This is a genomic window from Pseudobdellovibrio sp. HCB154 (assembly GCF_046267985.1).
Classification (GTDB): Bacteria; Bdellovibrionota; Bdellovibrionia; order Bdellovibrionales; family Bdellovibrionaceae; genus Pseudobdellovibrio.
The window spans coordinates 1,317,643-1,342,852 of record NZ_CP176530.1 but is presented as its reverse complement, the minus strand read 5'-3'; the positions used below and the strand labels follow the sequence as shown (position 1 = coordinate 1,342,852).

Sequence of the window (25,210 nt, the reverse complement as noted above, 5' to 3'; positions counted from 1 at the left end):
TTCGACAAAAAATTGAGGATTTACGTGATTTAAGTTCAGTTTTTACGAATCAATTTGAGACGATCTTTATTTTTTTCTTTCAATGTCAAATTTAGCTAAAAAGTTTTTAACAAGATCTTCACGCTCGAGCGCTGTAACGGGACGGTTTCCCAATTCGTGACATAAAACAAGACTTTGATCAATCTCAAGTAAAAACCGTGACGGAGATACTGGACGAACCACACCTTGCTTCTTTCTTTGACGACAATAACTTAAAGTCAGTCTTTCTTGCGCGCGCGTAATACCCACGTAAAAAAGTCTGCGCTCTTCATCGATATCAGACCCTAGACGTTTGTGCGGAAGCAAATCTTCTTCAACCCCCACTAACAGCACATGCGGAAATTCCAAACCTTTTGAAGCGTGAAAAGTCATAAGCTGTACGACATCTTTTTCTTCTTCATTACCAACGTCATCACGCAGTTGCATGCTATCCACGAAGTCTTTAAGAGTTCCGATTGATGGATCACGGCGACCGACATAACTTTCTAAGATGCGGCCGACGATTTCAATCACCTGCCACTTTTTCTCAAAGGCCATGCCTTCAGAATTTTTTAATAAATAATCGCGATAACCGATTTCACGCACTAAAAATTCAAAACGCTGCGAAATCGTGGCTCCAATTGTCGTGTCATCTAATAAACGCGTCGGAAATGTCCAAATCCAATCATTAAACGTATCTAAAATCTGCCCTTTGTCTTCAGGCAAGCCCGCTTTATCCCACTTTTTAGAAGCCTGCGGTAAGTTAAGACCCACTTCTTCAGCGTAAGTGATGAGTTTATCTAGAGTGTTATCACCCAGTCCGCGTGGCGGAAGGTTTACGATACGACGAAAAGAAACTTCATCATCATTTAATGATTGTTTTAAAAACGCTAACCAGTCTTTGGCTTCTTTACGGTCAAAGATCGATGTACCACCGGTAATCGAGTACGGAATTTGACTTTTACGAAGCGCTGTTTCGATAAAAGCGCCTTGCGTATTTGAGCGGTATAAAATTGCGATATCTTTATTTTTACCACCAGCGGCCTTGATTGTTTGAATCTCACGGCAAACAAAGTCTGACTCTTCATCTTCATTCTCTAAAATGAAAACTTCAGGTTTTTGGTGTTCTAATTTTTTCTTCTTTTCAGAGCGTAAAATCTTACCGTGACGTTTTTCATTTTTAGCGATGACGGCATTACCTAAATCTAAAATCGAAGAGCTTGAACGGTAATTACGTTCTAATTTAATAACTTGGCAATTTTTCCAGTCTTTCGGAAAATCGAGAATATTTTTAATCTCTGCCCCACGCCAACCGTAAATTGACTGATCATCATCACCCACAACCGCAAGGTTCTGGTGTGAATCAGAAATCTGGCGAATCAATTTCATTTGTTCGATATTCGTATCTTGAAACTCATCCACCATGATCTGCTTAAAGCGTTCTTGTGTTTGCACTAAAACTTCAGGGTGTTCTTTAAATAAGCGTAAAGGCTCAAGAAGTAATCCTTCAAAGTCGACAACACCTAGGCGTAATAATTCTTTTTCATAACCGGGAGCTAACGCTTCAGCCATTTCATGATATTCAACTAACTGATCGACCGGTAAAGATTTTTTCGCACGTAATAGGTTTACGCACTCTAACACTTTAGAGAAATCAAATTTATCTTTTGTCGTATTACGAAGGTTCTTCGCTAGATCTTTTAAGATCGCTTGCGAATCCGATTGATCTAAAATACCAAACTGCGCAGGTAAGCCACACAGTTTATGATTTTTACGAAGTAACTGAAGACCAAACGAGTGAAATGTTCCGGCCCATAAACCTTTGGCTTTTGGACCCACCTTGACAGACACGCGGTGTTTTAATTCACGCGCCGCTTTATTCGTAAAAGTTAATACACAGATTTGATCAGCCTTAGCGATTTTGTCTTCGATTAATCGCCCCGTACGAGAAACTAAAACCGTAGTTTTACCTGAGCCGGCTCCGGCTAAAATAAGTAGCGGGCCGTAATTATGATTTACGGCATCACCCTGCTCTGGATTAAGTCCTTCGGTCCATTTACTCACGGGATTAACTACTGTTTTATTAACTACGTACGATTGTGCATTAACGTGCGAACTTCATCAGAGAAGATCACATCAACTTTATCGTTGTAAGCTTTGATCACAAAACCAATACCAAATTTTACGTGGTTTAACTTTTGTGATTCTTTAAAATTACCTTTGATTGAGTACGGCGTAGCCTCTAAACCTAAAGCATTTGAATTGTAAATTTCGTAATTGCCTGTGTGTGAACGAGCTGATGAAGCTGCTTTTTTTGCAGCCGCAGCCCCTGCAGCACCCGATAAACGGCGCGCACTTGGAGCATCAGAACCCGTTTTAGGTAAAGTGTAAGTTTTTACAGACTTACAAATTTCGCATTCAATTTTTGCACTCGTTGAAGACTTATGCGCTAAAACACGGTGGTAACGTTCGCCTTCGCATTTTTTGCACATGTAGTATAACGATTTTGCGACGGCTGGTAATGTAAGATTACTCATATATTTTTATCTCTCTTTTTTTAGATGGTACACGGTTAAAGGCGCAGTTAAATCTTTGGTCGCAATCTCTGAGGCACTTAAATAATAAGGTCCCGAATTCGCTTGAATTAAATTTTGCATTTCAATCATCGATTGTTCGCTTTTTGGATCAATCGTACGTCCTGACGGACCAAACTTTTCCACAAACGCTAAGTCTTCTTCTTTAGTAAAGAATTTTTCCCAGCAGTCAGTATTTACTTCACAACGATAAGTCATCGTTTTTGCGTGCGTGTGAAGTGGCGCATACGATCCAATCATTTCTAAGTGGCCGTAGTGAGAATGTAATCTTAATGAAGGTGAACCCCATTGAGTCATTCCCGAACACTGTTCAACATTAGCATACCAAAGTGCAAACGCCTTCGATAAAAATCCTAAACCGTAGAATTGCTCTTCTTTTGGTAAGAATGAATTTACCGAACAAAGATCGTAAGCCACCCACTCCCCTTTATGCATCGTTGGAATAATGATGAATAAAGATAGCGGACACCATTCTTCAGTTTCTGGAATTCCTAGTTCCTGTACGATTTTTTTAGGTAACTTTGAAGTGCGTCCTGCAAAGCCTGCAATAAAGCCCGGCATTGCTGCGCAATCGTAAAATACCCAACGTGGAATTGCTAAATCCTGTTTACCAAAAGACTTCCACTCGATTTGATAAATCGCATCGGCAAAAGGAAGTTCATTAAGGTTTAACGGATTTTTATAAATTGGTTCATGAATAAACCAATCAAGATGATGACGAGTTCCCGGCTGAGCAATTTGATTTTCTGGGCGAACAAATACGTACGGGCGAATATCGCCCGACTCCATCCATGTCGCTTTTTTTAATAACGGATTCAATTGCGTCAACTTACTTACCTAAAGGAGAAATCATTGTTTCAGGTCTAACAACCTCATCAAATTTTTCGGCAGTTAAAAGGCCAAGCTTTACAGCTTCTTCTTTTAAAGTTGTTCCGTTTTTATGAGCTGTCTTAGCAATCTTAGCTGCATTGTCATAACCAATATGTGGATTAAGTGCTGTAACTAACATTAAAGAGTTATCTAAGTGTTTTTTAATCTGAGTTGTGTTTGCAGTAATGCCTACAACACAGTTGTCAGCAAATGATTCACACGCATCAGCAATCAAGCGGATTGAGTTTAAGCAGTTAAATACAATAACTGGTTTAAATACGTTTAATTCAAAATGCCCAGTCGCTCCACCAACGTTAACAGCCACATCGTTACCTAAAACTTGCGCGCACACCATCGTCATCGCTTCAGACTGAGTTGGATTTACTTTACCCGGCATGATTGAAGAACCTGGTTCGTTTTCTGGTAAATTTAATTCACCAAAACCACAACGAGGACCAGAACCTAACATACGAATGTCGTTGGCAATTTTCATTAATGAAACAGCAACAGTTTTTAAAGCGCCGTGAAGTTCAACTAAAGCATCGTGAGATGCTAAAGCTTCAAATTTATTAGGTGCGCTGACAAACGGAATATGAGTTTCAGCAGCAATTGCAGCAGCTGCTTTTTTCGGGAAATCAACGTGAGTATTTAAGCCCGTACCTACGGCTGTACCACCAAGAGCTAACTCGTGCACATGCGGTAAAGTATTTTTAATACGTTGAATACCGTTTTTTACTTGTGTTGTGTAACCAGAAAATTCTTGGCCAAGAGTTAACGGAGTCGCATCCATTAAATGAGTACGACCGATTTTTACGATGTCACGGAACTCAGCGGTTTTTTGCTCTAAAGCTTTGTGTAAGTGAGCTAACATCGGAATAAGACGAGAATGTAATTGATCCGCAACCGCAATGTGCATTGCTGTTGGAAAAGTGTCGTTTGAAGATTGACCTTTATTCACATCATCGTTCGGGTGAACGGCTTTATTTGGTAAAGTTAAACTTTGCATCGTCATCGCACGGTTGGCGATAACTTCATTGGCGTTCATGTTCGTCTGCGTGCCTGAACCCGTTTGCCAAACTACTAAAGGAAAGTGCTCATCTAATTTTCCAGAAATAACTTCGTCAGCCGCTTTAATGATGAACTCAGCTTTTTTAGAATCTAACAAACCTAGTTCTGCATTTGTCATCGCCGCCGCTTTTTTTAAAACGCCTAAAGCTTTGATCATCTCGCGTGGAAAACGATCGCCACCGATTTTGAAATTTTCAGTTGAACGTTGAGTTTGCGCGCCCCAAAGTGCATGCGCTGGAACTTTAACATCACCCATCGTGTCTTTTTCGATACGAAATTCATTACTCATCTGTTACCTCTGCGTGTCTTCGACACGACTTATTTTCCTTTAGATTTAGTTTTTAAATTTTTAATACTTTTTTCACCGCGAGAAACTTGGCCTACTGAGGCCTGATCCGTTGGATAAATGACAAGCTCTTGAATATTAACATGCGGCGGTTGCTGCAAACACCATAAAATATTGGTCGCAATATCAATGGGGCTTAGTGGCATCATCTCGGCATAGACGGCGTCGGCTTTCTGCTGATTTCCTAAGCGAACAAAACTAAATTCCGTGTTCACCATACCGGGTTCGATGTTCGTTACACGAACACCTGTGCCTTTAAGGTCCATACGAAAGCCTTCAGATAAAGCACGTACCGCAAACTTGGTCGCACAATAGACAGCGCCACCTTCATAAACCAGACGTCCCGCCACTGATCCAAGATTTACAATATGCCCTTGATGCTCAATCACGGATTCAAAAAACTCACGCGTAAGCCACAAAAGACCTTTCACGTTGGTATCAATCATCACATCCCAGTCTTTGGTTTTCGCATCTTGAACTAATTCCGTTCCCGCCGCTAAGCCAGCGTTATTCACTAACGAGCCCACTGAAACTTTTTTCATCGCTTTGATTTTTTTAGCCGCCAGTAAAACAGATTTTTTATCTGCGATATCGCAAGACATAATCTGCACATCCGGAGAACCTAATTTTAAACATTGTTTCTGAACTTTTTTAAGGCGCTCTAGTCTTCGAGCCACAAGAACTAAGGATTTTTTTTCTTTAGCCAGTAAGTAACTTAACTGTTCACCTATGCCTGAAGAAGCGCCGGTAATCAGAGTATGAGACATATTTTTCATAGGCCAAAATCTTAGCCCAAGATGTCACAGATGCAAACGAACAATTAGCTGTGTTAATGTTTTAATTATGAAATATTGGCTAATGAAATCTGAACCAGATGTTTTTTCGATCGACACTTTAAAAAAAGATAAAACCACTTGGTGGACTGGTGTTCGCAACTACACAGCCCGCAACAATATGCAGGCCATGGAATTAGGTGACATTGTTTTATTTTACCACTCAAACGCTGAGCCATCGGGCGTAATTGGTATCGCTGAAGTGAGTAAATTAGCCGCTCCCGATCAGCTGCAATTTGATAAAAAATCTGAGTACTATGCTGAAAAAGCTACTAAAGAAAAACCGATCTGGTTTTGTACTGAAATTAAGTACAAATCCAAATTCGACCAATTAGTTTCATTAGATCAAATTAAACATGATCCTAAGCTAAAAAACATGGCTTTACTTAAACAAGGACGACTTTCAGTTAGCCCCGTAACTGAAGCTGAATTCAAACATATTTGCAAACTGGGCGAAAAGTAGCTATTGCTTTGGCATGTCAAAAAGCCAAGCAAAGCAAAATGCAAAGCTATTCTTAGCTCCTATGGAAGGCGTCACCGATTGGGCGATGCGCGACCTGCTAACTAGTCTTGGTGGCATTGACCAATGCGTAACTGAATTTTTACGCGTGACCGACAAACTTCATCCCTACAAAGTTTTTGAGAAAAATTGTCCTGAATTGAAAACCGGATCAAAAACAAGATCAGGCACAACCGTATTCGTGCAACTTCTGGGTGGCCAAGCCGTGCCGCTCGCTGAAAACGCTCTACGCGCTCATGAAATGGGAGCTGCCGGAGTAGATTTAAACTTCGGTTGCCCTGCAAAAACAGTTAACCGTCACGACGGCGGAGCAAGCCTTCTTAAAAGCACCGACCGCATTTACAACATCGTAAAAACAGTGCGCGACGCTGTTCCAAACACAACACCAGTGACGGCCAAAGTGCGTTTAGGTTTTGATGATCCCTCACACTGTTTAGATAATGTAAAAGCTTGCGAAGATGCCGGAGCTACTTGGGTCACAGTTCACTGTCGCACAAAAACTGATGGCTACAAACCACCCGCTTACTGGGAATGGATTCCAAAAATCAAAGAGCGCACAAAAGTAAAAATCATCGCTAACGGCGAAATTTGGAATGTAAACGACTTTGAAAAATGCCGTACAGAAACTCTATGCGAAGATTTTATGATCGGCCGCGGAGCTTTAAGAAATCCGTACGTCTTCAAAGAAATCAAAGCCCACTTAGAAAAAATGACAACAACAGGAGAAACTCTTCTGTCGCCTTCATCAGAAGAATCGCTTAAACTTATCGTTCCCTTTTTCGAGGCCTGCACAGTCTACGTCAACGATCACTTCGCCACCGCCAGAACCAAACAATGGTTAAGCCAACTACGCCTAGCCTCGCCCCGCGCCCGCGAAATCTTCGACCAAGTCAAAATCCACAAAAAGCCAGTGGAATTCAAATCTCACTTAGAAAAATTGCTTATTTGATTTTTTAAGAATAGATATGCGCTATTTTTTCATTCAAAGGGTAATTCGATTTTCAGACTAACTTATGACACATCTTCATCACTCGGGGTTTAGGTCCACAATGTGGACTGAAACCCCGAGCGTTTTTAGCGCGTCAAAAAAAATAGCCCAGTCTCGGTCTTCAAATCCGGCATCCGATCGCATAAAAAAGATAGATCCAAACCAGTGAGAAAGTCTTTTTTGCAGAAGATACTTTTATGAACCGATCTGAATATATCAAAATTTTGCATAGAGAATTTTTAACCCGAAAAACAAAAGACATTCACTACTCGTTAAGGCAGTTTGCTCTTGATCTTGAAGTTGATTTTTCTCATTTAGGATATGTTTTGCGAAATGAACGTGGTTTCTCGCGCAGAAAAGCCGAATTAATTTCAAAAAAATTGACTCACTTGAATTTTACAGAAAGAAAAAAGTTTGTCCGACTAGTTTCAGCAACTAGCGCCCGATCAAAATTTGAAAGAAATTTGGCGAAAATGGGGCTAAAAAACGATGAGTTCTTGCAGGTTAATCCGGTTTTGCGACTAAGTCGCAAGAAGAGGATCTAACTTACCTTCTTCGTCTAACGCTTTTAAGTCTGTGTAGCCGCCGATAAGTTTATCGTTGATAAGAATAATAGGAACAGTCATCCAGCCGGTTCTAGTTTTCCAGTCCATTAACTCTTCTGGTTTTCCAGTTAAGTCGATGATGTCTACTTTGATCCCGCGATTTTCGAAAAAAGTCATGGCGCGCTCACAGTAAGGGCACGGATTTTTTTTAACCATTGTAACTTTAGCTGTTTGGCTCATGACTTTTTCCTTCTAGGTATGTGAATTAAAAATTAAGAATGAGTTGTTAAGAACTCAGTAATTCTTTCTTTCGGGTGATTACCGACTAACTCACCAACTTGTTTTCCATCTTTGAATAAAAGCATTGCTGGAATGCCGCGGATACCGAATTGGCCTGGAGTTGCAGGGTTTTCATCAACGTTCATTTTTACGATTTTAACTTTACCTTCTAATTCGCCAGCTACTTCTTCAAGTTTTGGACCTAAAGCGCGGCAAGGGGCACACCATTCAGCCCAGAAATCTACTAGAACTGGAGTTGAAGAATTTAAAACTTCTGTTTGAAATGTTGAATCTGTTACTGGAGATGTTTTTGTTCCCATGGGCTACCTCTTCTGGCACCCCAAAATGGGCACCTATTTCTTTTTCATTAACGCAGTCGCAAACGCGCGGCGATCATTATCAAGACTGTCCAACTTTTCTTGGCCAGGATCAACAAGAAGCTCCTTGCGTAATGCCTTTTGCTTATCGTTAGTCTGCCTTTTTTTATGGCCTTTTTTCAAGTCGATATCGATATTGCCAATCAAGCTATCGTAAGCCTCTATTTTTGAGCGATGTAACGCCTCATTATCAGCCAGCTCTTTTTCAATATCAGCTTTAATATGTTGCATCTCTTCGGGGCCGATTGCCTCTTTGCTTTTAACATGGGTCAATTCGTCTTTTTTAAGCTTTCCGGTCACATGCACCATTTCTTGGTCCACGCTTTTACCTGAAACAATGAAGTTCTCTTCTTGCTTACGAAAGTTCTGATCGTGATCCGCCAGCTTCTGTAAACGGTTTTTGATACTTTCACGATTTTCTGTCATTAGATTCAAAACATGAGAAACTACTTTAACTGCGCCCACCGGTTCAAACAGAAGATAATCCATCTTCACACGGTTAATATCATTCGGATCAATGTTCTGATTTTTATTTAAAATTAAGATCACCTTACCCTGATATTTAATGGTCTCTTTTAAGATTTGACCCACGCGCAAAGAAGAAAGCTTTGCCGAATCCCCTTTAACCACTAAAACATGAGGCGTAAAATTTGCGATAGCTTGCTGTAACCCAGCTTCACTCGACTGAATAGCCACGTCAAAACCAACTTCGATGAGGGTTTTTTCAACATGCGAGGCAAAAATCACTTCTTCACTGACAATAAGCACTCTATCCATAGGTCTATTCTAAAATCCAAGCGATGACGATAGCAAAGAAATTATTTATAGTAGTCTTTAGATGTGGAAATCACGCCGAGTCTTTTTTTATTTACTCTCTGAAATGGTGCCGACCTTTATTCTAGGTGTATTGGTGTTTATTTCTATCCTGTTAATGTTTCAAGCCCTTCGTCTAACCGAATTCGTGTTGGTTCACGGGATTAAGTTTTCTTTTATTTTAGACATCATGGGTTATATGAGTATTTCATTCCTACCGATGATTCTACCCATGTCGTTACTATTCGCCGTGTTAATGACTTACAATCGTTTATCAATGGATTCAGAAATCATCGCCTTAAAAGGCGCTGGTTATCACGGATCTACGATGTTGACCCCTGCTGTAGCATTAGCGCTAGTTGTAGCGCTAATCTCAGCGCAAACAGCTTTCTACGTGGCCCCTTGGGGAAATCGTCAGTTTGAATTACTAATCACTCACCTTGGAAACACGAAAGCCGCGGCCAGTATTAAAGAAGGAACTTTCTCTGAAGGTTTCTTTGATATGGTGATCTACGCCAACAAAGTAAACTCTGAAGAAGGTTTACTTCAGGATCTATTCATCTACGACGATAAAAACCCGACTTCGCCTTTAACGATCATCGCCCCACAAGGCCACATCATTCCTGATCTAGATAATCCAGGACATAGCGTCTTACTTCGTTTGTTTAATGGCCAGATTCACCGCCGTGGCCAAGCCCACACCGTGGTTAATTTTGAATCTTACGACGTTTTATTAAATGACCCGGTTAAATTTGAAGAACGTAAGAAGTCAGCGCCATCACTTAACTACACCGAATTAAAAAATCGTATTAACGATCCGGAAATCAAACCCAATGATAAGATCGGATTTGCGGTTGAATTTCATAAACGCTTCGCCTTAGCCGCTGCCTGCTTGATTTTCGGGTTAGTGGGTGTTGGTTATGGTGTAGTGAACGAACGCCGCTCAGGAAAGAGCTCTGGCTTCGTAGTATCGGTTGGCTTCATCGTCGGTTACTTCGTGCTGTACATCGCGTTTGAAGGCCTATCACGCAGCGGAAAACTTCCAGCTTATGTTGGGCCATGGATTGCGAACATAATCTTCGCGGGCCTTTCTGTAAGACAAATTCAAAAGAAATTATCTTAGTGAATTGAATAATAAAAAACTGCTGTTCAGCTTCTCATTCTTTTATTTCTATTTTTTTTGATTTATTTTAGAACTTTTTGATGTCTGAGTTTATTCAGAAGAAAAAACGAGACGATGCAGTAGCATCCTTACTACCAGGGTCATCCGTGACCACATCGCCCCTCCCTTACTCTTATTCTAGATGTATCTTTCTTTTTTTCTCAATAGGTTTTTTTAGATTATTTCACTTTTCTTATAAAAATTGACCTTAGTCACAGGGGTCACTAGACCTAGTGTTTATGGTCAAGCATTTTCACTAAATACGGCCCATATCTAGTGTTAAACCTCGACCAGACCAAGATTCAGCCTCCCAAAAGTTAAGCAAATCCTTGTTTGTAAGCACATAAAAACACCCTTCGCGCATCAAATGAAGGTTTCCCGAGAAGTCAGACATCTCTGGATGCGCCGGTAAAGTCACCATCATACGCCCATTTTGAAGAGCATGATGAACCGTCAGAAAACTTCCGCTCTTTCTTTCAGCCTGAGCTATCATTGTGACTGAAGATAAATTGGTAATTAAACGATTACGAAAAAAGAAAAAATGTTTTCGCACTTGCTGCTCGCTCTCAAATTCAGAGAGAAAACAACCACCACTATCTAAAATATATTTTTTTAGTTTGTTTAAATTCTGCGGAAACAAATTATCAATGCCACACGGAAGCACCACAATCGTAGGCCGTGATGATTTTACCGCCGCCCAGTGCGCACACTGATCGACGCCCATTGCGCCGCCACTAGCAATAGCCACATTAGGCTTAGCTTCTAAAAACGCGGGTAGTTCCTGCTGTAACCACCTTTGCGTGAACGAATGCATCTTTCGCGACCCGACAACCGCTAACACGTCATGATGCAGCCATACGGGTTCTCCTAAGTATTCCAAGAAAAGCGGCGGCTCTAACATTTTATAAAAACTTAGCGGGTACGCTTCATGCCCTGGATAGGTGTACTTAATCCCTTTATCACGAAGCGATAACAGATAGCGTTCAGCCAGCAGCAATTCCTGCGGTGATAGCTTGGCTGTTAAGTCAGAAGTTATTTGAAGAATAGATTCCGGATTGCGGAACCCTAGCGATCTTTGTAAGGCTTTAAATATAACGGCTTTGTTCATGACTTAAGGTTTTACAAACCCTAAGCCAATATTTAGAACTATTCAGGAATAATCACGCGGTCGCCCACTTGAACGACATCATCATTTTTCATAACATAGCCAATGGCCATGGTTCCCGTACGTTTTAAAATGCGGACCTCACCAACAACCCCACCTACAGAAGCTGAATAAACTTTTAAATCAGCGCCCTCTAAAGCAGGTAATTGGCTCATATTTAAGATCACATATTGGTGAGCATAATAATACTCTTGCGCATTCACATCGACGCCTTCAATGATTTGTGAACGTGTATTTGGAATTAATTCTGTCGGTGGCTTAACGCCTTCTAACTCTTCAGCATTAACTAGCAATACATCTGTGTTCACAGGCTTAATACATTGAGAAATACGAAGTGATTCATCGCCGCCCACTTGGGCTTCACCGATGATGCGGTAAATGTATGTTCTTTTTAAGCGACCGAAGTTAAAAGTCTCTTGCACAAGCATACGGTATTTACCAGGCGCTGCGTTTTTTCCAATTTTAAGTACCGCTGGTACATATTGATTTTCTTTACACACCAATGAGTTCGCGTTTTTTTCTGAAACTTTATAGTCTGTTGCAATCGGCGCCGAAGTTAACACAAATGGATTTTCTGGTTCAGGATCTACGATTTCAGGTCTTGGCGTAATAATAATTTCTGTCGACTGCTTTGGTTTAGTCGCCAAAGATCCTTTATACGGAGGAAAACTCGGCGGAATGTTTTGCACATCCATTTTACCTTTTTTTCCTTCTTCAACTAATTTATTAAACTCAGTATTTTGCTTTAATGCAAAATCACGAGGACGTGGTTCATCAGGATCAATCGGTGCAGCAAGTGGTGCCGGTTGGCCTACAGATAATGAAGGTGCTGCTCCCGCTTCACCCGGATAGAAAAAAATCTGAGTGCCTGGAGCGATAATATGTGGATTGGTAATACCGTTATTATTTAAAGCCCAAATTTTTGGCCAAAACTGTGGATCACCGAAAAGTGTACGGCTAATTGTAAATAACGTATCACCTTTTTGCACAACATAGACATTGGCCGCTTTACTCGAAGCCGCTCCCCAAACTTCATCAGACGTTGGGTTAATATTATATTTATTATAGATGTCGTTAAATCTTTGCTCTAAAGCTAAATCGGGATCATCAGGATTGCGGTTCGACATATCTAACGGAGCACTCGAAGATTTTTTAGCTTTTTTACGTGCTACTTTTTTCTTTGGCTTTGCTTTTGTTTCACCAGAAGTATTAGCTGCGCCATCTTTTTTAGGCTTTGGCTTCGCTGGTTTTTGTTTCAAAATAGATTTGATGTCGTCTAATACCGGTTCATCATCTTCTTTTAAAGATTCTTTTTTTAACGGTAATGGATCTAACGAATCAGGATCCGGCACAAATGACGAACTTTCTTTATTTAATTCAATATCATACTTCGGACGATTAGCCGGCATCTCCTGACCAGCTGGTGGCGGCGGAGTGCTTGGTGCTGCGGGATCTTCTTGCGTGAAGGCTTGAAGTGAAACTAATGAAATTGCCGCTGCCGTTACTAGGATGCTTTTTCTAAAGCGACAATTCATTATTTTTTAGCCTTCTGCATATTGTATTTAGATTGTTCTAAAAGACCCATCTCTTTATAAAGAGCGGCTTTATCTAAATAAGCTTGGCGCACTTCTCTAGATTTTGGATATTTCACGATAATCGTGTTGTATCTTTTAAGAGCAGTTACGTAATCGCGTTTCCATTTCGCATCGCGAGCCATTTCTAAAATTCGAGCAGGCGCTTGCTTAGCAGATAAACCTTTTTGTCCAGTTAATTCTTCGTAAATAGTTTTTTGCGTTAAGGCTGGATTTGACGCTGACTGTTTTGTCACTGGTTGATTCTTAATCAGTGTCGAATTCGATTTTTTAGCAGTTGTGTTTGCAGATTTAGTACTGTTACGCGATGAAGTGCTCACAGTCTGACAACTCAAAAATGAAAACGTAACTAAAGTGATAAGAAGTGAAAATCTCATATCGCCCCCTGATATAATTAAACTCAACTCTTTAAGCTAATTCAATGAAAGTTATCCGACTTATCCACATAAAATGTTATTAACTCATGTTTCTAGACTTTAGACTCGTTGATTATCAGTGTTTTCAGCGGATTGCTTATATTTCAATCTCAGATAAGTACATGAAATCTCTTAGTAAATTGAAAATATTCAAAAAATCTTACAAATTTTTACAGAAATCTTAAATTCCTGCGTTTTGCTTTTGCATAGAATGCATGAACTTCGTCTATATTTTAATCTATCTATCGCTAATTTCACACACCTTCCGCTTTTCGGTTGTTGATTTTTTCATCGGATTTTTTTCTTTCGCACATGTAAGTTGTCTTAAGTCAGCTCCAGAAAATGTAAGATCAGTCGAATCCTTACATGCGTTAGTGTGTGGAAAAAATTTTTCCGATGTGAGCCAATCAAATTTGCTGATCGCTTCAGGTTTAATTCACCTTTTTGTTGTGTCGGGTTCGCACTTAAAAATTTTGCACAAAATAGTATTTTATTTATTATGTAACAGATGTTTTTCTTTAACAAAATTTTTGCAACTGATTATTTTTTCACTGCTGTTTTTCTATTGTGCAATTTGCAAATTTAATCCGCCGATCTTTCGCAGCTTTATTGCGCTTGTTCTTTTAGCAGTGCTTACAAAATACAAATTACGCTGGAGAACTGAACAACTGATTTTAATTTCTGGTTTGATTTGTTTGGGGCTTTCTCCTCAGTGGATTAATTCCCTATCGTTTCAAATGAGCTGGATCGCCAGTTTAACATTGGCCGTAATTAGTTTTTTCTTTTTAAAAAGTTCAGAACTTTTTAAAAATTCTTTGTTTTATGTGAACTATCTAACAACGTTTAATTTTATAGGTATTCCCCAACCACTTTCGATAGGTGTATCAACGCTATTTACTAGGTTTTTAGAATACGTTTTATTTCCGCTCGCTTTAGCAGTTTATCTTTTTCCATTTTTAGGAAAAATTTTTGACGCTCTTATTTTTATACTTAACAGCTTTCTTTCACGCTTAGAGCTGACCGTAATTTTTAGACCTTATGAAAACGAAAAGCTGATCTTTTTAAACTGGATTCTTATTTTATCTATTCACCTGTTTTTAAACCGCACGTCGAAAGCCGCTCAATATGCCTAAGTATTTATTTCTGTTCTTACTTTTTCATTCAGCCTTGTGCGCGAATAAATCTTCGTTTTCTTTCATCGTTTTTTGGAACGTCGGCCAAGGCCAGTGGATCACCGCCATCAATCCTGACCAATGCCTCCACTACGATTTCGGCGGCGAACTTAAATTCTGGCCTAAAAACAAAAATCTTTTACTGCAATTATGTAAGAACAAACAAAATATCTTACACTTGTCGCATCCAGATCTAGATCATTACGCCCTTTATCCGCTTTTAGTTAAAACTCTTCCCAAACTTTGTTGGAACGATATTGATCATGCTGCTTTACCTTTAAAGCGTGTGCCGAAGAAAATTTCTTTATGCGCGCCAGAAAATAAAAAACTCACTGAAAGTAAAAGGCTTTATAAACCTACGGTTTTCTCTAATAAAAATGAGAGTTCGCAGGTTTATCACTACAAATCTGTATTAATCCCCGGCGATTCATCGCAAAAACAAGAAAAGATCTGGGCTAAAACAATCAAAAAACCAGAAGGTTTTAAATTCTTATCCTTAGGCCATCACGGAAGCAGAACAAGCAGCAGTGATGTTCTGCTGACAAAACTCTCGCATTTGAAAATGGCGGTCGTGCAAGCGCGAAAAAGCAGATTCAATCACCCACACAAAGAAACTGTACAGCGGCTTAAAAAATATCACATCCCTCTTCTGAGAACTGAAGACTGGGGCAACACGGTCATTTTATTTTAAGAAAGAACTATTCAACAGGAATATAGATATCAAATTCAGAATTATCTGACTCGGGATCAAAACGATGATCGTAAACTTCAAGGTCAGCGGCCATGCGAAGTTTTTTACCCGACTTCGGAAGCCATGAGCCGTAAATATAATTCATCGTAAAATCGACTTTTTCTAAAGCTCCTTTATGGGTAAACACCGCATACTCACCAGCCGGAATAACTTTAGAAACCATGCCGCTAGGAATTTCGCCGACATCAGACACTTTCACGCAAGCCATATAATAACACTCATCCGGTGATTTCTTTTCGTTTTGCGCAAGCGGCATACAAATACCGTAGCTATTTTGATTCACAGGCTCTTTAATTTCAGCCTTACGGCGCTGAAACTGGCGCCACAAACGGGGTACAACAATATGATTGTTTTTTTCTGGAGATAAAATTGAAATCATCGGGCTACCGAGCCCGATCACGATGAACTCTTCACAAGTCTTGAAAACTGGTTGCATATTAAATCCTTTATACAAGTGATCTAGATAACCCATGGTGATTTTTGGTTTGGAAAAGATAGAGTGAGCCTTTGATCCGGTTTTTCGATAATCGCCGGGAGTGATAGCAAAGAAATTTTTAAAGGCACGCGTGTAGGCTTCTTGAGATTCAAACCCTGCGCGCAAAGCAATATCGATAATACGCTTGTCGGTTTTTAAATCTTCAAGAGATTCTGACAAACGCCGTTTACGAATATAGTCCTTCACCGTTTCACCCACGGCTGAGTTGAAAACCATCTGGAAATGCCAACGCGAAAAATTCGCCTGTTTGGCAATTTCATCCAGTGAAAGATTGTCATGCAAATGCGTTTCGATAAAGTCGATCGCATTTTGTATTTGATCCAAGAACGTCATTCGGGATCAATACTAACAACAAAAATAAATAGAGTTTTGATTTTTTGTGCGAATTTGATGTGCGCAGCAAATAAAAAAAGCCTTCGTTTTAAGCGAAGGCTTTTTTATTTGCTGATTGATTAATCAATATCTAGCTTTAGAGCTAGATTTTGTAAGGACGGTATTCCATTCCTAAATCTTTGGCTACTGGCTCGTAACATACGTAACCACCATAAACATTTAAACCTTTCATTAAAGGTTTAGATTTAGCAACAGCATCTTCAACACCCATAGCAGCGATCATTGAACCGTATTTTAACGTTACGTTAGTTAAAGCGTAAGTTGAAGTACGAGGTACAACGCCTGGCATGTTAGGTACGCAGTAATGGATTACGCCATCAACTTCGTATGTAGGGTTAGTGTGTGAAGTTGGGCGGCAAGTTTCGATACAACCACCTTGGTCAACCGCAACGTCCACTACTACTGAACCTTTTTTCATTCCAGAGATCATGTCTTTAGTTACTAATGTTGGAGCTTTGTGACCAGTGATTAAAACACCACCGATAACTAAATCTGACTCAAGAACTGACTCTTCGATGTTTTTAGCATTAGAGAATAAAGTTTGCGCGCGACCTTGGAAAATATCATCTAAATACTCTAAACGAGCTGTTGATACGTCTAAGATTGTAACTTGAGCGCCAAGACCTACAGCCATTTTAGCTGCGTTAGTTCCTACAACACCACCACCGATGATTGTAACTTTACCTGGTTTAACACCAGTCACGCCACCAAGTAAGATACCTTTACCAGCGTGGTCTTTTTGTAAGTAGAAAGCACCGATTTGAGTTGCCATTCTTCCTGCAACTTCAGACATCGGAGTTAATAATGGTAATGAACCATTTTCTAATTGGATAGTTTCGTACGCGATCGCTTTAACTTTGCGCTCAGCTAAAACTTTTGTAAGTTTTGGTTCAGCCGCTAAGTGTAAGTATGTGTACATGATTTGGTTTTCACGCATTAATTCATATTCATCTGGAAGTGGTTCTTTCACTTTCATGATCATATCAGCTTTAGCGTACACTTCTTTTTTAGTGTCGATAATTTTTGCGCCAGCTTTTTCGTATTGCTCATTCGAGATACCGCTGCCAAGACCTGCGTCTTTTTCTACGATAACTGTGTGGCCTTCTTTAGTTAATTGTTTCGCACCCGCTTCAGTCATACCTACGCGGTTTTCACTGATTTTGATTTCCTTAGGAACTCCGATAATCATGATTTTATCTCCTGCGCGCTTGCATCGCGCTCGTTAATATTTTTGAGAGGCCTAAACCTACCAGCGCCCTCTCAAAAGAGCAATTAATCTAATTCTTAGTGGGCTTGTGCTATGGAATTAATGCACAGTTTTATTGCAGATTTACGCCGTAGTCAGCTTCTATTCGGTTTTGCAGGTCACGGTAGTTCACGGGTTTGGTAAAATATCCCTTCGCCCCCATGTTAAACGACTTCTGAATACTGGCCTCGTCGTCGTACGCACTCATCATAAAAACATCTACGCTTGGAAACTTTCGTTTAACTTTTGAGAGCAGCTCAAAGCCCGAAACTTCGGGCATATTAATATCGGTAAATAAAACTTCTAAACCCGGATGCCTTACGGTGTGTTCGAAGTAATCCAGGCAATCTTTAGCATTTTCAAAAAAATGGTAACGAATATTTCCACGTTCAATAGGTTTACGAAAACGCATTTCGTAAATCATGCCGACACTTGATTCGTCATCAACGATCACAACATCAAGAGGTGGCAAACTAGGTATCATGGAGTCGCCTCGGGCTCAGCCAATAAAAATACATCTGGAAATTCAATAACAACTTCAGTGTATTCATTTTCTTTACTATAAATATCAATGGTTCCACGATTCTTTTCGACCATTTGTTTTGTCACCCAAAGACCTAACCCCGTGCCTTCACCGGGAGGTTTTGTTGTGTAAAACTCATCGCAAACATGCAACAGATGATTTTGCGGAATACCTGTTCCGTTATCACGAATACGAATTTGGCAACGACTACGTTCGACATGCAAATCAACCTTCAATTCCGGAATAAAACTTCCGCCACTGCGCTGTAACTTTTCACTTAAAGCGTAGACAGCGTTATCAATAACATTAATAAACACCCGTTCAACCCCTGGCGAATCAATCAGGTTAACTTCAACTTGTGGGGTGATATGAATACTTTTACGAAGTTTCGATTTTAGATTGATATCGTTTCGCGAACGTAAAAACACATCTAAAGCATGATTTAACAGAGTTGAAATATCAATTCGCTCAGGCTGCATATTTTCTTCTTGGCGGGCCTGTTTAAGCATACTGGTGATAATGTCGTTAGCTCTTACACCATACTGGTAAATCATATCCAGAGCACGCGTTCTCGACTCGGAATCAATTTCAGTGCTCATCAAAAGTTCTGAGGCATTAATAATAATGTTTAGTGGGTTTTTTAATTCGTGAGCAATACCTAAGGTAATACGCCCGATGGTCGCTAATTTTTCCTGAGAAATTAATTGCATCGTGCGCTCTTGCACCAGTTTTTCCAGATCTTCGTTATGCTGTTTTAATGTCTCTTCAACGTCTAATCTGCGGTATTCAGCACCGATACGGGCCGCAAAGAATTCTACCACCGAAGTCATGAGTTCTAATTCTTTAAAAGGCTGATCGTCCATAACTACCAGCAAACCTAAAAGCTCACCATCCGGCGAAAAAAATGGAGATCCCATGTAAGATTGGGCATTCATGTCTTTTAACATCTTATCACGAGGAAATTTCTGCTGCACATCCGAACTATAACAGTTCACCCGAGTGCCACACAAAACATCGGTGCACGGTGTGCCCTCAAGTTCATAAGTGACATTGTCGATAAATTTTCCGTCTGAATAGAGGTAATCGGTCTGCACACTTTTTTCTTGCGGCTTGATCGCGTGGCCGACCATCACATATTTAACATTTAAAGCATTGGCTAAACGATGAATCAGTTCGCGGATATATTCTCTTCCCGACAGAAGTTGGTCGACATTGTAAATACCGCGAATGACTTCCAAAACATTTCTGCTGGTGTCCATAAACAACCTCCGCAAAATATTTTAGCCGTGACGCTGAGTTGTAATCTATAGTTTTTTGTACAAGTCTTCATCAAAGCCAAAGCATAACACTTTGCTGCCCGACTCTAAGATCGGTCTTTTGATCGCTGAGCTATTTTTTAACAATAAGTTAATTTGCTCACTGCGACTTGCAGCCTCAAATTCGTCTTTGATCTTACGAAAAGTGGGGCCTTTTTTATTTGCGGGTAAATCACCAAAAACTTTTTCCCAACGTTTCAGGTCCTCTACTGTGGGCGCAGTTTTTTTGAAATCAACGAAATCATAATCGATTTTCTTTTTTTCTAAAGCCTGGCGCGCTTTTTTAACCGTGTCACAATTAGTAATTCCGTACATTTTGTATTTCATTTTAATCTCCGAACATTTTTGGTTTTACTTTAGATGGCATCGTGCTGATAGAGGCCGGGATTTTTTTCTTCGGTGCGTTTTTCTTGCTCCACTGAAATTTTTTAAAACTCACAGTCCCTGTATCAGAAAACTGAATGCCTTCTTTTTCTAAAAGTCTTCTCTGTGTTTTGTATTCTTTAGTAAATTTATGAAAAGAAATCTTACCTTGCGAATTAATCACTCGTTGCCATGGTAATTTATATTTCTTTGAACAGGCATGTAAAATCCAAGCCACACCACGCGACCCGCCCGAGTTTCCAGAAATTTTAGCGATTTGGCCGTAAGTCGCCACTTTACCGCGTGGGATTTTTTTAATCATCTTAATCACCGCTTTAGTGAACGGTGTATTTTCATTCACTTTTTTAAATGCCATATAATTATTCGAAGTGTCCGTTTAGTTTTTCGTTACGTAACTGAAAACCTAATTTGATACGTACATCGTGCCCATCTGATAAAAGCGGAATTTCATCTTCAGCAAACCAACCGATTTCGCTGGTTTCTTCTGACGTTGTTGGAGTTCCACCAATAAGTTCACCACGGTAACAAACATGGCAGAATTCGTTCTCTTTCCACGGGTAGTTTTTATATTCGTAACACTGAGAACTAAAAACACCTAATAGACCGGTGATTTTAACCACGTAGCCTGATTCTTCAAAACATTCGCGAGCGGCGCATTGAGCTGGCGTCTCGCCAAGATCTTGCTTACCACCCGGCAAACACCAAAATCCATTGTCAGTACGTTTAACCAGTAAAACTTTATTTTCTGAATTTAGAACAAAGACATCAGCAGCTGGGCTAAGCTTCGTGCCCATTTAGCCAACGCTCCACTGAGAAAACTTTTTCATTTCACTTGATACATCGGCACCCAGTTCTACGAAACGGTAACTTTGTGGTTGTGATACGATCTTACGAACCAACTTATTCATAATATCGTGGCCAGCTTTGTGTAAAATTAAATGACCCATTAATGGCATTTCTAAAGTCACTAGATCACCTAAAGCATCTAATACTTTATGGCGAACAAATTCATCTTTATAACGTAAACCATCCGGGTTAATTACTTTTGAATCATCTAACACGATACAGTTATCAAGCGATCCGCCCTTTGCAAGGCCTGAAGCTTTTAACTGTTCAACATCTTTTAAAAATCCAAATGTTCTGGCTGGAGCGATTTCACGAGCAAAAGATTGCTCGGTGATTTCCATATCAATTGTTTCTTTACCAATCACGGGATGCGGAAAATCAATCGTTACAGCTACACGTAAACCGTGGTACGGAAGAACATAAGCATGTTTATCACCTTCAGAATAACTGATAGGCTCAGTGATATAACAATATTTTCTAGGTTCGTCTAATTCGATAAGTTCGGCGCTCATTAAAGCTTGCGTGAAATAAATAGAACTTCCGTCACAGATAGGAATTTCTGGGCCATCAAGTTCGATATAAATATTATCAATTCTTAAAGCTGATAGTGATGAAACACAGTGTTCAATCGTCGCCACTTTAAAAATATCACCGCCCACAACTGTTTGATAGCTGACTGCTTGCACATTTGTCGCTGATACTTTTAAAAATGGTTTTCCCGGAAGATCCGCACGAATAAAATAAACGCCGGTATTTGCCGGAGCTGGTTTAAAACGTAATGTGCAGATTTCACCAGAGTGAATACCAACACCTTTAACTTCTACCGTTTTACGAATTGTCTTTTGAAAAAACATCTAAATCCTTTGCATACTGGGTCAAAGTTCTTCCGCGCGGAGTTTTTTGGATCAAACCTTCCTGGATTAAGAAGGGTTCGTAAACTTCTTCTAAAGTTTCGCGGTCTTCACCCAAAGCAGCTGCCATAGTTTCAATTCCTACAGGACCGCCTTCATATTTCTCTGCCATTAATTTTAATATACGACGATCCATATCGTCTAGCCCGTGCTTATCTACACCTAATTGATCAAGCGCATACAAAGCAATTTTTTGTGTAACGGTGCCATCGCCTTTAACTTGAGCGTAATCACGAACACGTTTAAGCAAACGATTAGCTACACGAGGAGTACCACGCGCACGACGAGCGATTTCTTCGGCGCCGTGCGGTTCCATTTGTAAATCTAATAACCCTGCTGAACGAATAAGAATTTGTTTAAGCGCATCTTTATCATAAAATTGCAGACGTTCTTGAATGCCGAAACGATCACGAAATGGATTATCTAATAAACCAGCGCGTGTTGTAGCGCCAATTAAAGTAAATGGCGCTAACTGGAACTTCATCGACATGGCTCCCAAGCCTTCGCCGGTTACGATATCGATGTAATAGTCTTCCATCGCTGTATAGAGGTACTCTTCAATTGAAGTGTGCAGACGATGAATCTCGTCGATAAATAAAATTGAATACGGTTTTAACGAAGTTAGAATCGCCGCTAAATCACCTTTTTTATCAATGGCCGGAGCTGAGGTAATTTTAATTTCTACATTTAATTCATGCGCGATGATTTGCGCGAGCGTCGTTTTACCTAATCCCGGAGGACCAAATAACAACGTGTGATCTAAAGGCTCTTGACGGTTTTTAGCCGCTTGCAAGAACACTTTAATTTTTTCTTTCACATCATCTTGGCCTGGAAACTCTTCGAACTTTTGCGGACGAAGTTTATTTTCCCACTTTGTTTCTGTTTCAAATTGGCCAGATTCAATAATTCTAGTCATGTGTTGCCTTGCTTACAGTTGGCCTGAAAGTTTTTGGAGACCTTGGCGCACACCCTCTTCAAGAGTTGCTGTTGGTGGAACTGATTCAATAAATTGATCTACTAAATTAGATTTAAAACCAAGATTTACTAACGCCGAAGCAATTTGTCTGTGAGTTTCAGGTTTTGTTTTAGCGCCAGCTTTACCTTTAGTTTCGATAATCACAAGCTTACCTTGTAATGTTAAAACGATTTGCTCCGCTGTCTTTTTACCAATTTTCGGTAAGCCTGATAAGGCTTTGGCATCGCCTGCTTCAATCCACGCTTGAATTTGCGCCATCGGAGCCCCCGACATCGCTGTTAACGCCATCTTAGGACCAATGCCGTTTACTTTTAATAATTGCATGAAGAATTCTTTTTCAGGTTTTGTTAAAAAACCAAAAAGCGTAAACGCATCTTCTCTAACGTGCGAGTAGATCCATAAAGGTAAGTTCTGACCCATTAAAACTTGGGCGTCAGATAAAGTTTGTGTCGTCGTCATCACTTCATAACCAACGCCATTCACTTTTAAAATTAAATTATCAGGTGTGACATCAAATACTGTGCCTTCTAAAAATCCGATCATGCTGTCATCTCCCGTTTAGTTTTAGCGATAGTTTTTTTAATCGTGGCAAAACGCAATTGTGTAGCATGAAAACACGCCATCGCCAAGGCATCAGAAGCATCCAATGATTTAACCGGCGGAAGTTTTAAAAGATTTTGCACAACTAAACGCACGTGCTCTTTTTCAGCTCCCCCGTTACCCGTAATACCTTTTTTCACAACGCGAGTGGCGTATTCGTGCACTTCACAGCCCGCAATTAACGCTTCGTAAAGCACCACGCCACGCGCATGACCTAGTTTAAAAGCTGAGTCTGCATTTTTACCTAAAAAGATTTTTTCTAAAGACACATGATCTGGCTTATAACTTTTCATCAGATCACGAACACCTTCGCCGATTTCAAGCAATCGAGTACTTAGGTTTTCTTCGGCATTAAATTTAAGAACACCGTATTCAAGAGCTTTCATAACAAGGGGTTGCGTACTTGAAACTTCAAGCGCTGCGAAACCTAAAAATCTTGATCCGGGGTCAATTCCTAAAATAATCATCTCACATTTATTCAACACTAAACCCCTTGCAGCGCCAACAATATAATGCCAGAATTAAAGCCAGATGACACAAGATGGAATGCCTAAAAAAGACCAGCGAGAAACACTAGCGATCAAAAGGATAGAAAGCTTACAAGCTGAGCTTGAGCAAAATCCGCGCTCGTTATCTTTTCCGCAACTGGCTGATCTTTATCTTGAAAAAGACATGGTCGACGAAGCCTATGATGTGCTTCAAAAAGGCTTACATTTTCATCCTAATTCTGTGAGCGGAATGTTGATTCTGACTCGTATTTTAAAAACAAGAAACCATTTTCCGGAAGCTGAAGCTTTACTTAACAAATCAATCCGTTTAGCTCCGCAAAATTGGCAAGCTTACCTGATGCGCGCTGATCTTTACGTGCGCACAGGCAAACATAAAGCGGCCTTAGAAGACTTTAAAAAAGTGTTGATGTTCAATTCAACTCATCCAGTGGCGCGTAAAGCTGTGGCAAAATTAGAAATGATCACCGCGGATCAAGACATCGATGCCGATGCTGAATTTTCAGCACAACCGCTCCAAAAAATGGCGGAAGTTCCAGAGCCAAAATCTCAAGAACCAGAAACAGCTCCTTTTGGACAAATCTCGCCCAAATTAGAGCGCATTTTATCGGTGATTGATGCATTTACTATGCGCCAAGATTACGCCAAAGCTCTTAAATTGCTTTACGAATGTAAATCTGAGTTTGGTTCTCACCCCGAAATTGAAGGCCGTTTATTAAAGCTTTCACAGTACGAAACTGCTGAAAAAATACGCCCAAAAGCAGAGGCTAAAATCTCTGAATCTAAAAAAGCTCTGATCATCGAGAAAAAACAAAAAGCTTTGGAATTATTGCTGCGCAGAATAATGAAGATGCAAAACGAGCGATTAGTTCACAACTAGCCCGTAAACAGTTATATTTATTCAATAAATTCATTATTGGAGTAAGTATGTACGAAACGGCAGATTTTAGAAAAAATTTAAAAATCATGGTTGAAGGTTCACCTTATGTGATCGTTGATTTCCAACACGTTAAACCAGGAAAAGGAAATCAGTTCTCTAGAACTAAGTTAAGAAATTTATTAACTGGTCAAAATCTTGAGCGCACTTTCAAGTCTGGCGAAAAATTCGAAGTACCTGATGTTCAAAACATCGAGATGACTTTCTTATACAAAGACGACAACGGTTACAATTTCATGAACCAAGCAAACTACGAACAAATTTGCATGATGGAACACGAAATTGGCGATGCTAAGAACTATTTAATCGAAAACCTTGCTGTGTTCATCACAATCTATAATGAAAAGCCAGTAAACGTTGAGGTTCCAAAAGCGATCAACATGAAAGTTGCTCAAACTGAACCAGGCATCAAAGGTGACCGCGTAACTGGAGCTACAAAACAAGCTACAATGGAAACAGGATTAGTTGTTAACGTTCCTCTTCACATCAATGAAGGCGATACTTTAAGAATTGATACAACTGAAGACGCTTACGTAGAGCGCGTAAGCCAAAAGTAATTAGCTAAAG

General features: G+C 40.0%; 29 protein-coding genes. 7 read left to right on the top strand and 22 right to left on the bottom strand.

Going from position 1 to position 25,210, the window contains the following annotated elements; genetic code table 11:
- Positions 1-66: 66 nt before the first annotated feature.
- The 5 genes from ACKWCF_RS06745 to ACKWCF_RS06725 are packed head-to-tail and all read right to left on the bottom strand — an operon-like array spanning position 67 to position 5,672.
- Positions 67-2,082 (bottom strand): ATP-dependent helicase, encoded by a 2,016-nt coding sequence (locus tag ACKWCF_RS06745; RefSeq protein ID WP_409479944.1) that lies wholly within the window; start codon positions 2,080-2,082, stop codon positions 67-69.
- 23 nt (positions 2,083-2,105) lie between these two features.
- Positions 2,106-2,555 (bottom strand): hypothetical protein, encoded by a 450-nt coding sequence (locus ACKWCF_RS06740; protein ID WP_409479943.1) that lies wholly within the window; start codon positions 2,553-2,555, stop codon positions 2,106-2,108.
- A gap of 6 nt (positions 2,556-2,561) precedes the next feature.
- Positions 2,562-3,440, bottom strand: a complete 879-nt coding sequence (locus ACKWCF_RS06735) for a hypothetical protein (protein ID WP_409479942.1) — start codon at positions 3,438-3,440, stop codon at positions 2,562-2,564.
- 1 nt (position 3,441) lies between these two features.
- Positions 3,442-4,839, bottom strand: a complete 1,398-nt coding sequence (gene fumC, locus ACKWCF_RS06730; RefSeq protein WP_409479941.1) for a class II fumarate hydratase — start codon at positions 4,837-4,839, stop codon at positions 3,442-3,444.
- 29 nt (positions 4,840-4,868) lie between these two features.
- Positions 4,869-5,672, bottom strand: a complete 804-nt coding sequence (locus tag ACKWCF_RS06725; RefSeq protein ID WP_409479940.1) for an SDR family NAD(P)-dependent oxidoreductase — start codon at positions 5,670-5,672, stop codon at positions 4,869-4,871.
- Positions 5,673-5,739: 67 nt separating this feature from the next.
- On the opposite strand from ACKWCF_RS06725, the gene ACKWCF_RS06720 reads away from it, so the two are divergent.
- Positions 5,740-6,192: an EVE domain-containing protein gene (locus ACKWCF_RS06720; protein ID WP_409479939.1), complete on the top strand. Its 453-nt coding sequence runs from the start codon at positions 5,740-5,742 to the stop codon at positions 6,190-6,192.
- 13 nt (positions 6,193-6,205) lie between these two features.
- Positions 6,206-7,198, top strand: coding sequence for a tRNA dihydrouridine synthase (locus ACKWCF_RS06715; protein ID WP_409479938.1), 993 nt, complete (start codon positions 6,206-6,208; stop codon positions 7,196-7,198).
- Between the two features lie 560 nt (positions 7,199-7,758).
- On the opposite strand, the gene ACKWCF_RS06710 is transcribed toward ACKWCF_RS06715, so the two are convergent.
- The 3 genes from ACKWCF_RS06710 to ACKWCF_RS06700 are packed head-to-tail and all read right to left on the bottom strand — an operon-like array spanning position 7,759 to position 9,215.
- The gene (locus ACKWCF_RS06710; RefSeq protein ID WP_409479937.1) at positions 7,759-8,022 is read right to left on the bottom strand and encodes a glutaredoxin domain-containing protein; all 264 of its coding nucleotides are present in this window, start codon (positions 8,020-8,022) and stop codon (positions 7,759-7,761) included.
- Between the two features lie 32 nt (positions 8,023-8,054).
- The gene (trxA, locus tag ACKWCF_RS06705) at positions 8,055-8,381 is read right to left on the bottom strand and encodes a thioredoxin (RefSeq protein ID WP_409479936.1); all 327 of its coding nucleotides are present in this window, start codon (positions 8,379-8,381) and stop codon (positions 8,055-8,057) included.
- Positions 8,382-8,414: 33 nt separating this feature from the next.
- Complete coding sequence (locus ACKWCF_RS06700) at positions 8,415-9,215, bottom strand: hypothetical protein (protein WP_409479935.1); 801 nt, start codon at positions 9,213-9,215, stop codon at positions 8,415-8,417.
- A gap of 61 nt (positions 9,216-9,276) precedes the next feature.
- On the opposite strand from ACKWCF_RS06700, the gene lptF reads away from it, so the two are divergent.
- The gene (gene lptF, locus ACKWCF_RS06695; protein WP_409479934.1) at positions 9,277-10,374 is read left to right on the top strand and encodes an LPS export ABC transporter permease LptF; all 1,098 of its coding nucleotides are present in this window, start codon (positions 9,277-9,279) and stop codon (positions 10,372-10,374) included.
- A 295-nt stretch (positions 10,375-10,669) separates the two neighbouring features.
- On the opposite strand, the gene ACKWCF_RS06690 is transcribed toward lptF, so the two are convergent.
- From ACKWCF_RS06690 to ACKWCF_RS06680, 3 genes are read right to left on the bottom strand one after another with little or no spacing between them, the layout of a single operon-like run.
- Positions 10,670-11,521: a DNA-processing protein DprA gene (locus ACKWCF_RS06690; RefSeq protein WP_409479933.1), complete on the bottom strand. Its 852-nt coding sequence runs from the start codon at positions 11,519-11,521 to the stop codon at positions 10,670-10,672.
- A 38-nt stretch (positions 11,522-11,559) separates the two neighbouring features.
- Positions 11,560-13,113, bottom strand: a complete 1,554-nt coding sequence (locus tag ACKWCF_RS06685) for a LysM peptidoglycan-binding domain-containing protein (protein WP_409479932.1) — start codon at positions 13,111-13,113, stop codon at positions 11,560-11,562.
- Positions 13,113-13,547: a hypothetical protein gene (locus tag ACKWCF_RS06680; protein WP_409479931.1), complete on the bottom strand. Its 435-nt coding sequence runs from the start codon at positions 13,545-13,547 to the stop codon at positions 13,113-13,115. Before ACKWCF_RS06680 ends, ACKWCF_RS06685 begins: the two co-directional genes overlap by 1 nt.
- Positions 13,548-13,801: 254 nt before the next feature.
- Here ACKWCF_RS06680 and ACKWCF_RS06675 point away from each other — a divergent pair, with 254 nt between their 5' ends.
- On the top strand, positions 13,802-14,719 hold the full coding sequence (locus tag ACKWCF_RS06675) for a ComEC/Rec2 family competence protein (protein ID WP_409479930.1): 918 nt from the start codon (positions 13,802-13,804) through the stop codon (positions 14,717-14,719).
- Entirely contained in the window at positions 14,712-15,449 is a 738-nt protein-coding gene (locus tag ACKWCF_RS06670) for a ComEC/Rec2 family competence protein (protein WP_409479929.1), read from the top strand. Before ACKWCF_RS06675 ends, ACKWCF_RS06670 begins: the two co-directional genes overlap by 8 nt.
- Before the next feature lie 7 nt (positions 15,450-15,456).
- Here ACKWCF_RS06670 and ACKWCF_RS06665 read toward each other — a convergent pair whose 3' ends face one another.
- The 11 genes from ACKWCF_RS06665 to ruvC all read right to left on the bottom strand — a co-directional run bounded on the left by ACKWCF_RS06665 (position 15,457) and on the right by ruvC (position 23,682).
- Positions 15,457-16,329, bottom strand: a complete 873-nt coding sequence (locus ACKWCF_RS06665; protein ID WP_409479928.1) for a GyrI-like domain-containing protein — start codon at positions 16,327-16,329, stop codon at positions 15,457-15,459.
- Between the two features lie 151 nt (positions 16,330-16,480).
- Positions 16,481-17,587: an alanine dehydrogenase gene (ald, locus tag ACKWCF_RS06660; RefSeq protein WP_409479927.1), complete on the bottom strand. Its 1,107-nt coding sequence runs from the start codon at positions 17,585-17,587 to the stop codon at positions 16,481-16,483.
- A gap of 130 nt (positions 17,588-17,717) precedes the next feature.
- Complete coding sequence (locus tag ACKWCF_RS06655; protein ID WP_409479926.1) at positions 17,718-18,128, bottom strand: response regulator transcription factor; 411 nt, start codon at positions 18,126-18,128, stop codon at positions 17,718-17,720.
- Positions 18,125-19,426: an ATP-binding protein gene (locus ACKWCF_RS06650; RefSeq protein WP_409479925.1), complete on the bottom strand. Its 1,302-nt coding sequence runs from the start codon at positions 19,424-19,426 to the stop codon at positions 18,125-18,127. The genes ACKWCF_RS06655 and ACKWCF_RS06650 overlap by 4 nt, the downstream gene beginning before the upstream one ends.
- A gap of 45 nt (positions 19,427-19,471) precedes the next feature.
- The gene (locus ACKWCF_RS06645; protein ID WP_409479924.1) at positions 19,472-19,810 is read right to left on the bottom strand and encodes an arsenate reductase family protein; all 339 of its coding nucleotides are present in this window, start codon (positions 19,808-19,810) and stop codon (positions 19,472-19,474) included.
- A 1-nt stretch (position 19,811) separates the two neighbouring features.
- On the bottom strand, positions 19,812-20,222 hold the full coding sequence (locus tag ACKWCF_RS06640; RefSeq protein ID WP_409479923.1) for an MGMT family protein: 411 nt from the start codon (positions 20,220-20,222) through the stop codon (positions 19,812-19,814).
- Positions 20,223-20,226: 4 nt separating this feature from the next.
- The gene (locus tag ACKWCF_RS06635; protein WP_409479922.1) at positions 20,227-20,661 is read right to left on the bottom strand and encodes an NUDIX domain-containing protein; all 435 of its coding nucleotides are present in this window, start codon (positions 20,659-20,661) and stop codon (positions 20,227-20,229) included.
- A complete protein-coding gene (gene lpxC, locus ACKWCF_RS06630) occupies positions 20,662-21,567 on the bottom strand; it encodes a UDP-3-O-acyl-N-acetylglucosamine deacetylase (RefSeq protein ID WP_409479921.1) in 906 nt (301 codons plus the stop codon).
- Positions 21,542-22,540, bottom strand: a complete 999-nt coding sequence (ruvB, locus tag ACKWCF_RS06625) for a Holliday junction branch migration DNA helicase RuvB (protein ID WP_409479920.1) — start codon at positions 22,538-22,540, stop codon at positions 21,542-21,544. Before ruvB ends, lpxC begins: the two co-directional genes overlap by 26 nt.
- A gap of 12 nt (positions 22,541-22,552) precedes the next feature.
- A complete protein-coding gene (gene ruvA / locus ACKWCF_RS06620) occupies positions 22,553-23,143 on the bottom strand; it encodes a Holliday junction branch migration protein RuvA (RefSeq protein WP_409479919.1) in 591 nt (196 codons plus the stop codon).
- The gene (gene ruvC, locus ACKWCF_RS06615; RefSeq protein ID WP_409479918.1) at positions 23,140-23,682 is read right to left on the bottom strand and encodes a crossover junction endodeoxyribonuclease RuvC; all 543 of its coding nucleotides are present in this window, start codon (positions 23,680-23,682) and stop codon (positions 23,140-23,142) included. The genes ruvA and ruvC overlap by 4 nt, the downstream gene beginning before the upstream one ends.
- 49 nt (positions 23,683-23,731) lie before the next feature.
- Between ruvC and ACKWCF_RS06610 the strand changes: the two genes are divergently transcribed.
- Together ACKWCF_RS06610 and efp are read left to right on the top strand one after the other, a co-directional pair.
- Entirely contained in the window at positions 23,732-24,586 is an 855-nt protein-coding gene (locus ACKWCF_RS06610) for a tetratricopeptide repeat protein (RefSeq protein ID WP_409479917.1), read from the top strand.
- 47 nt (positions 24,587-24,633) lie between these two features.
- A complete protein-coding gene (efp, locus tag ACKWCF_RS06605; RefSeq protein ID WP_409479916.1) occupies positions 24,634-25,200 on the top strand; it encodes an elongation factor P in 567 nt (188 codons plus the stop codon).
- The last annotated feature ends 10 nt before the right edge of the window (positions 25,201-25,210 follow it).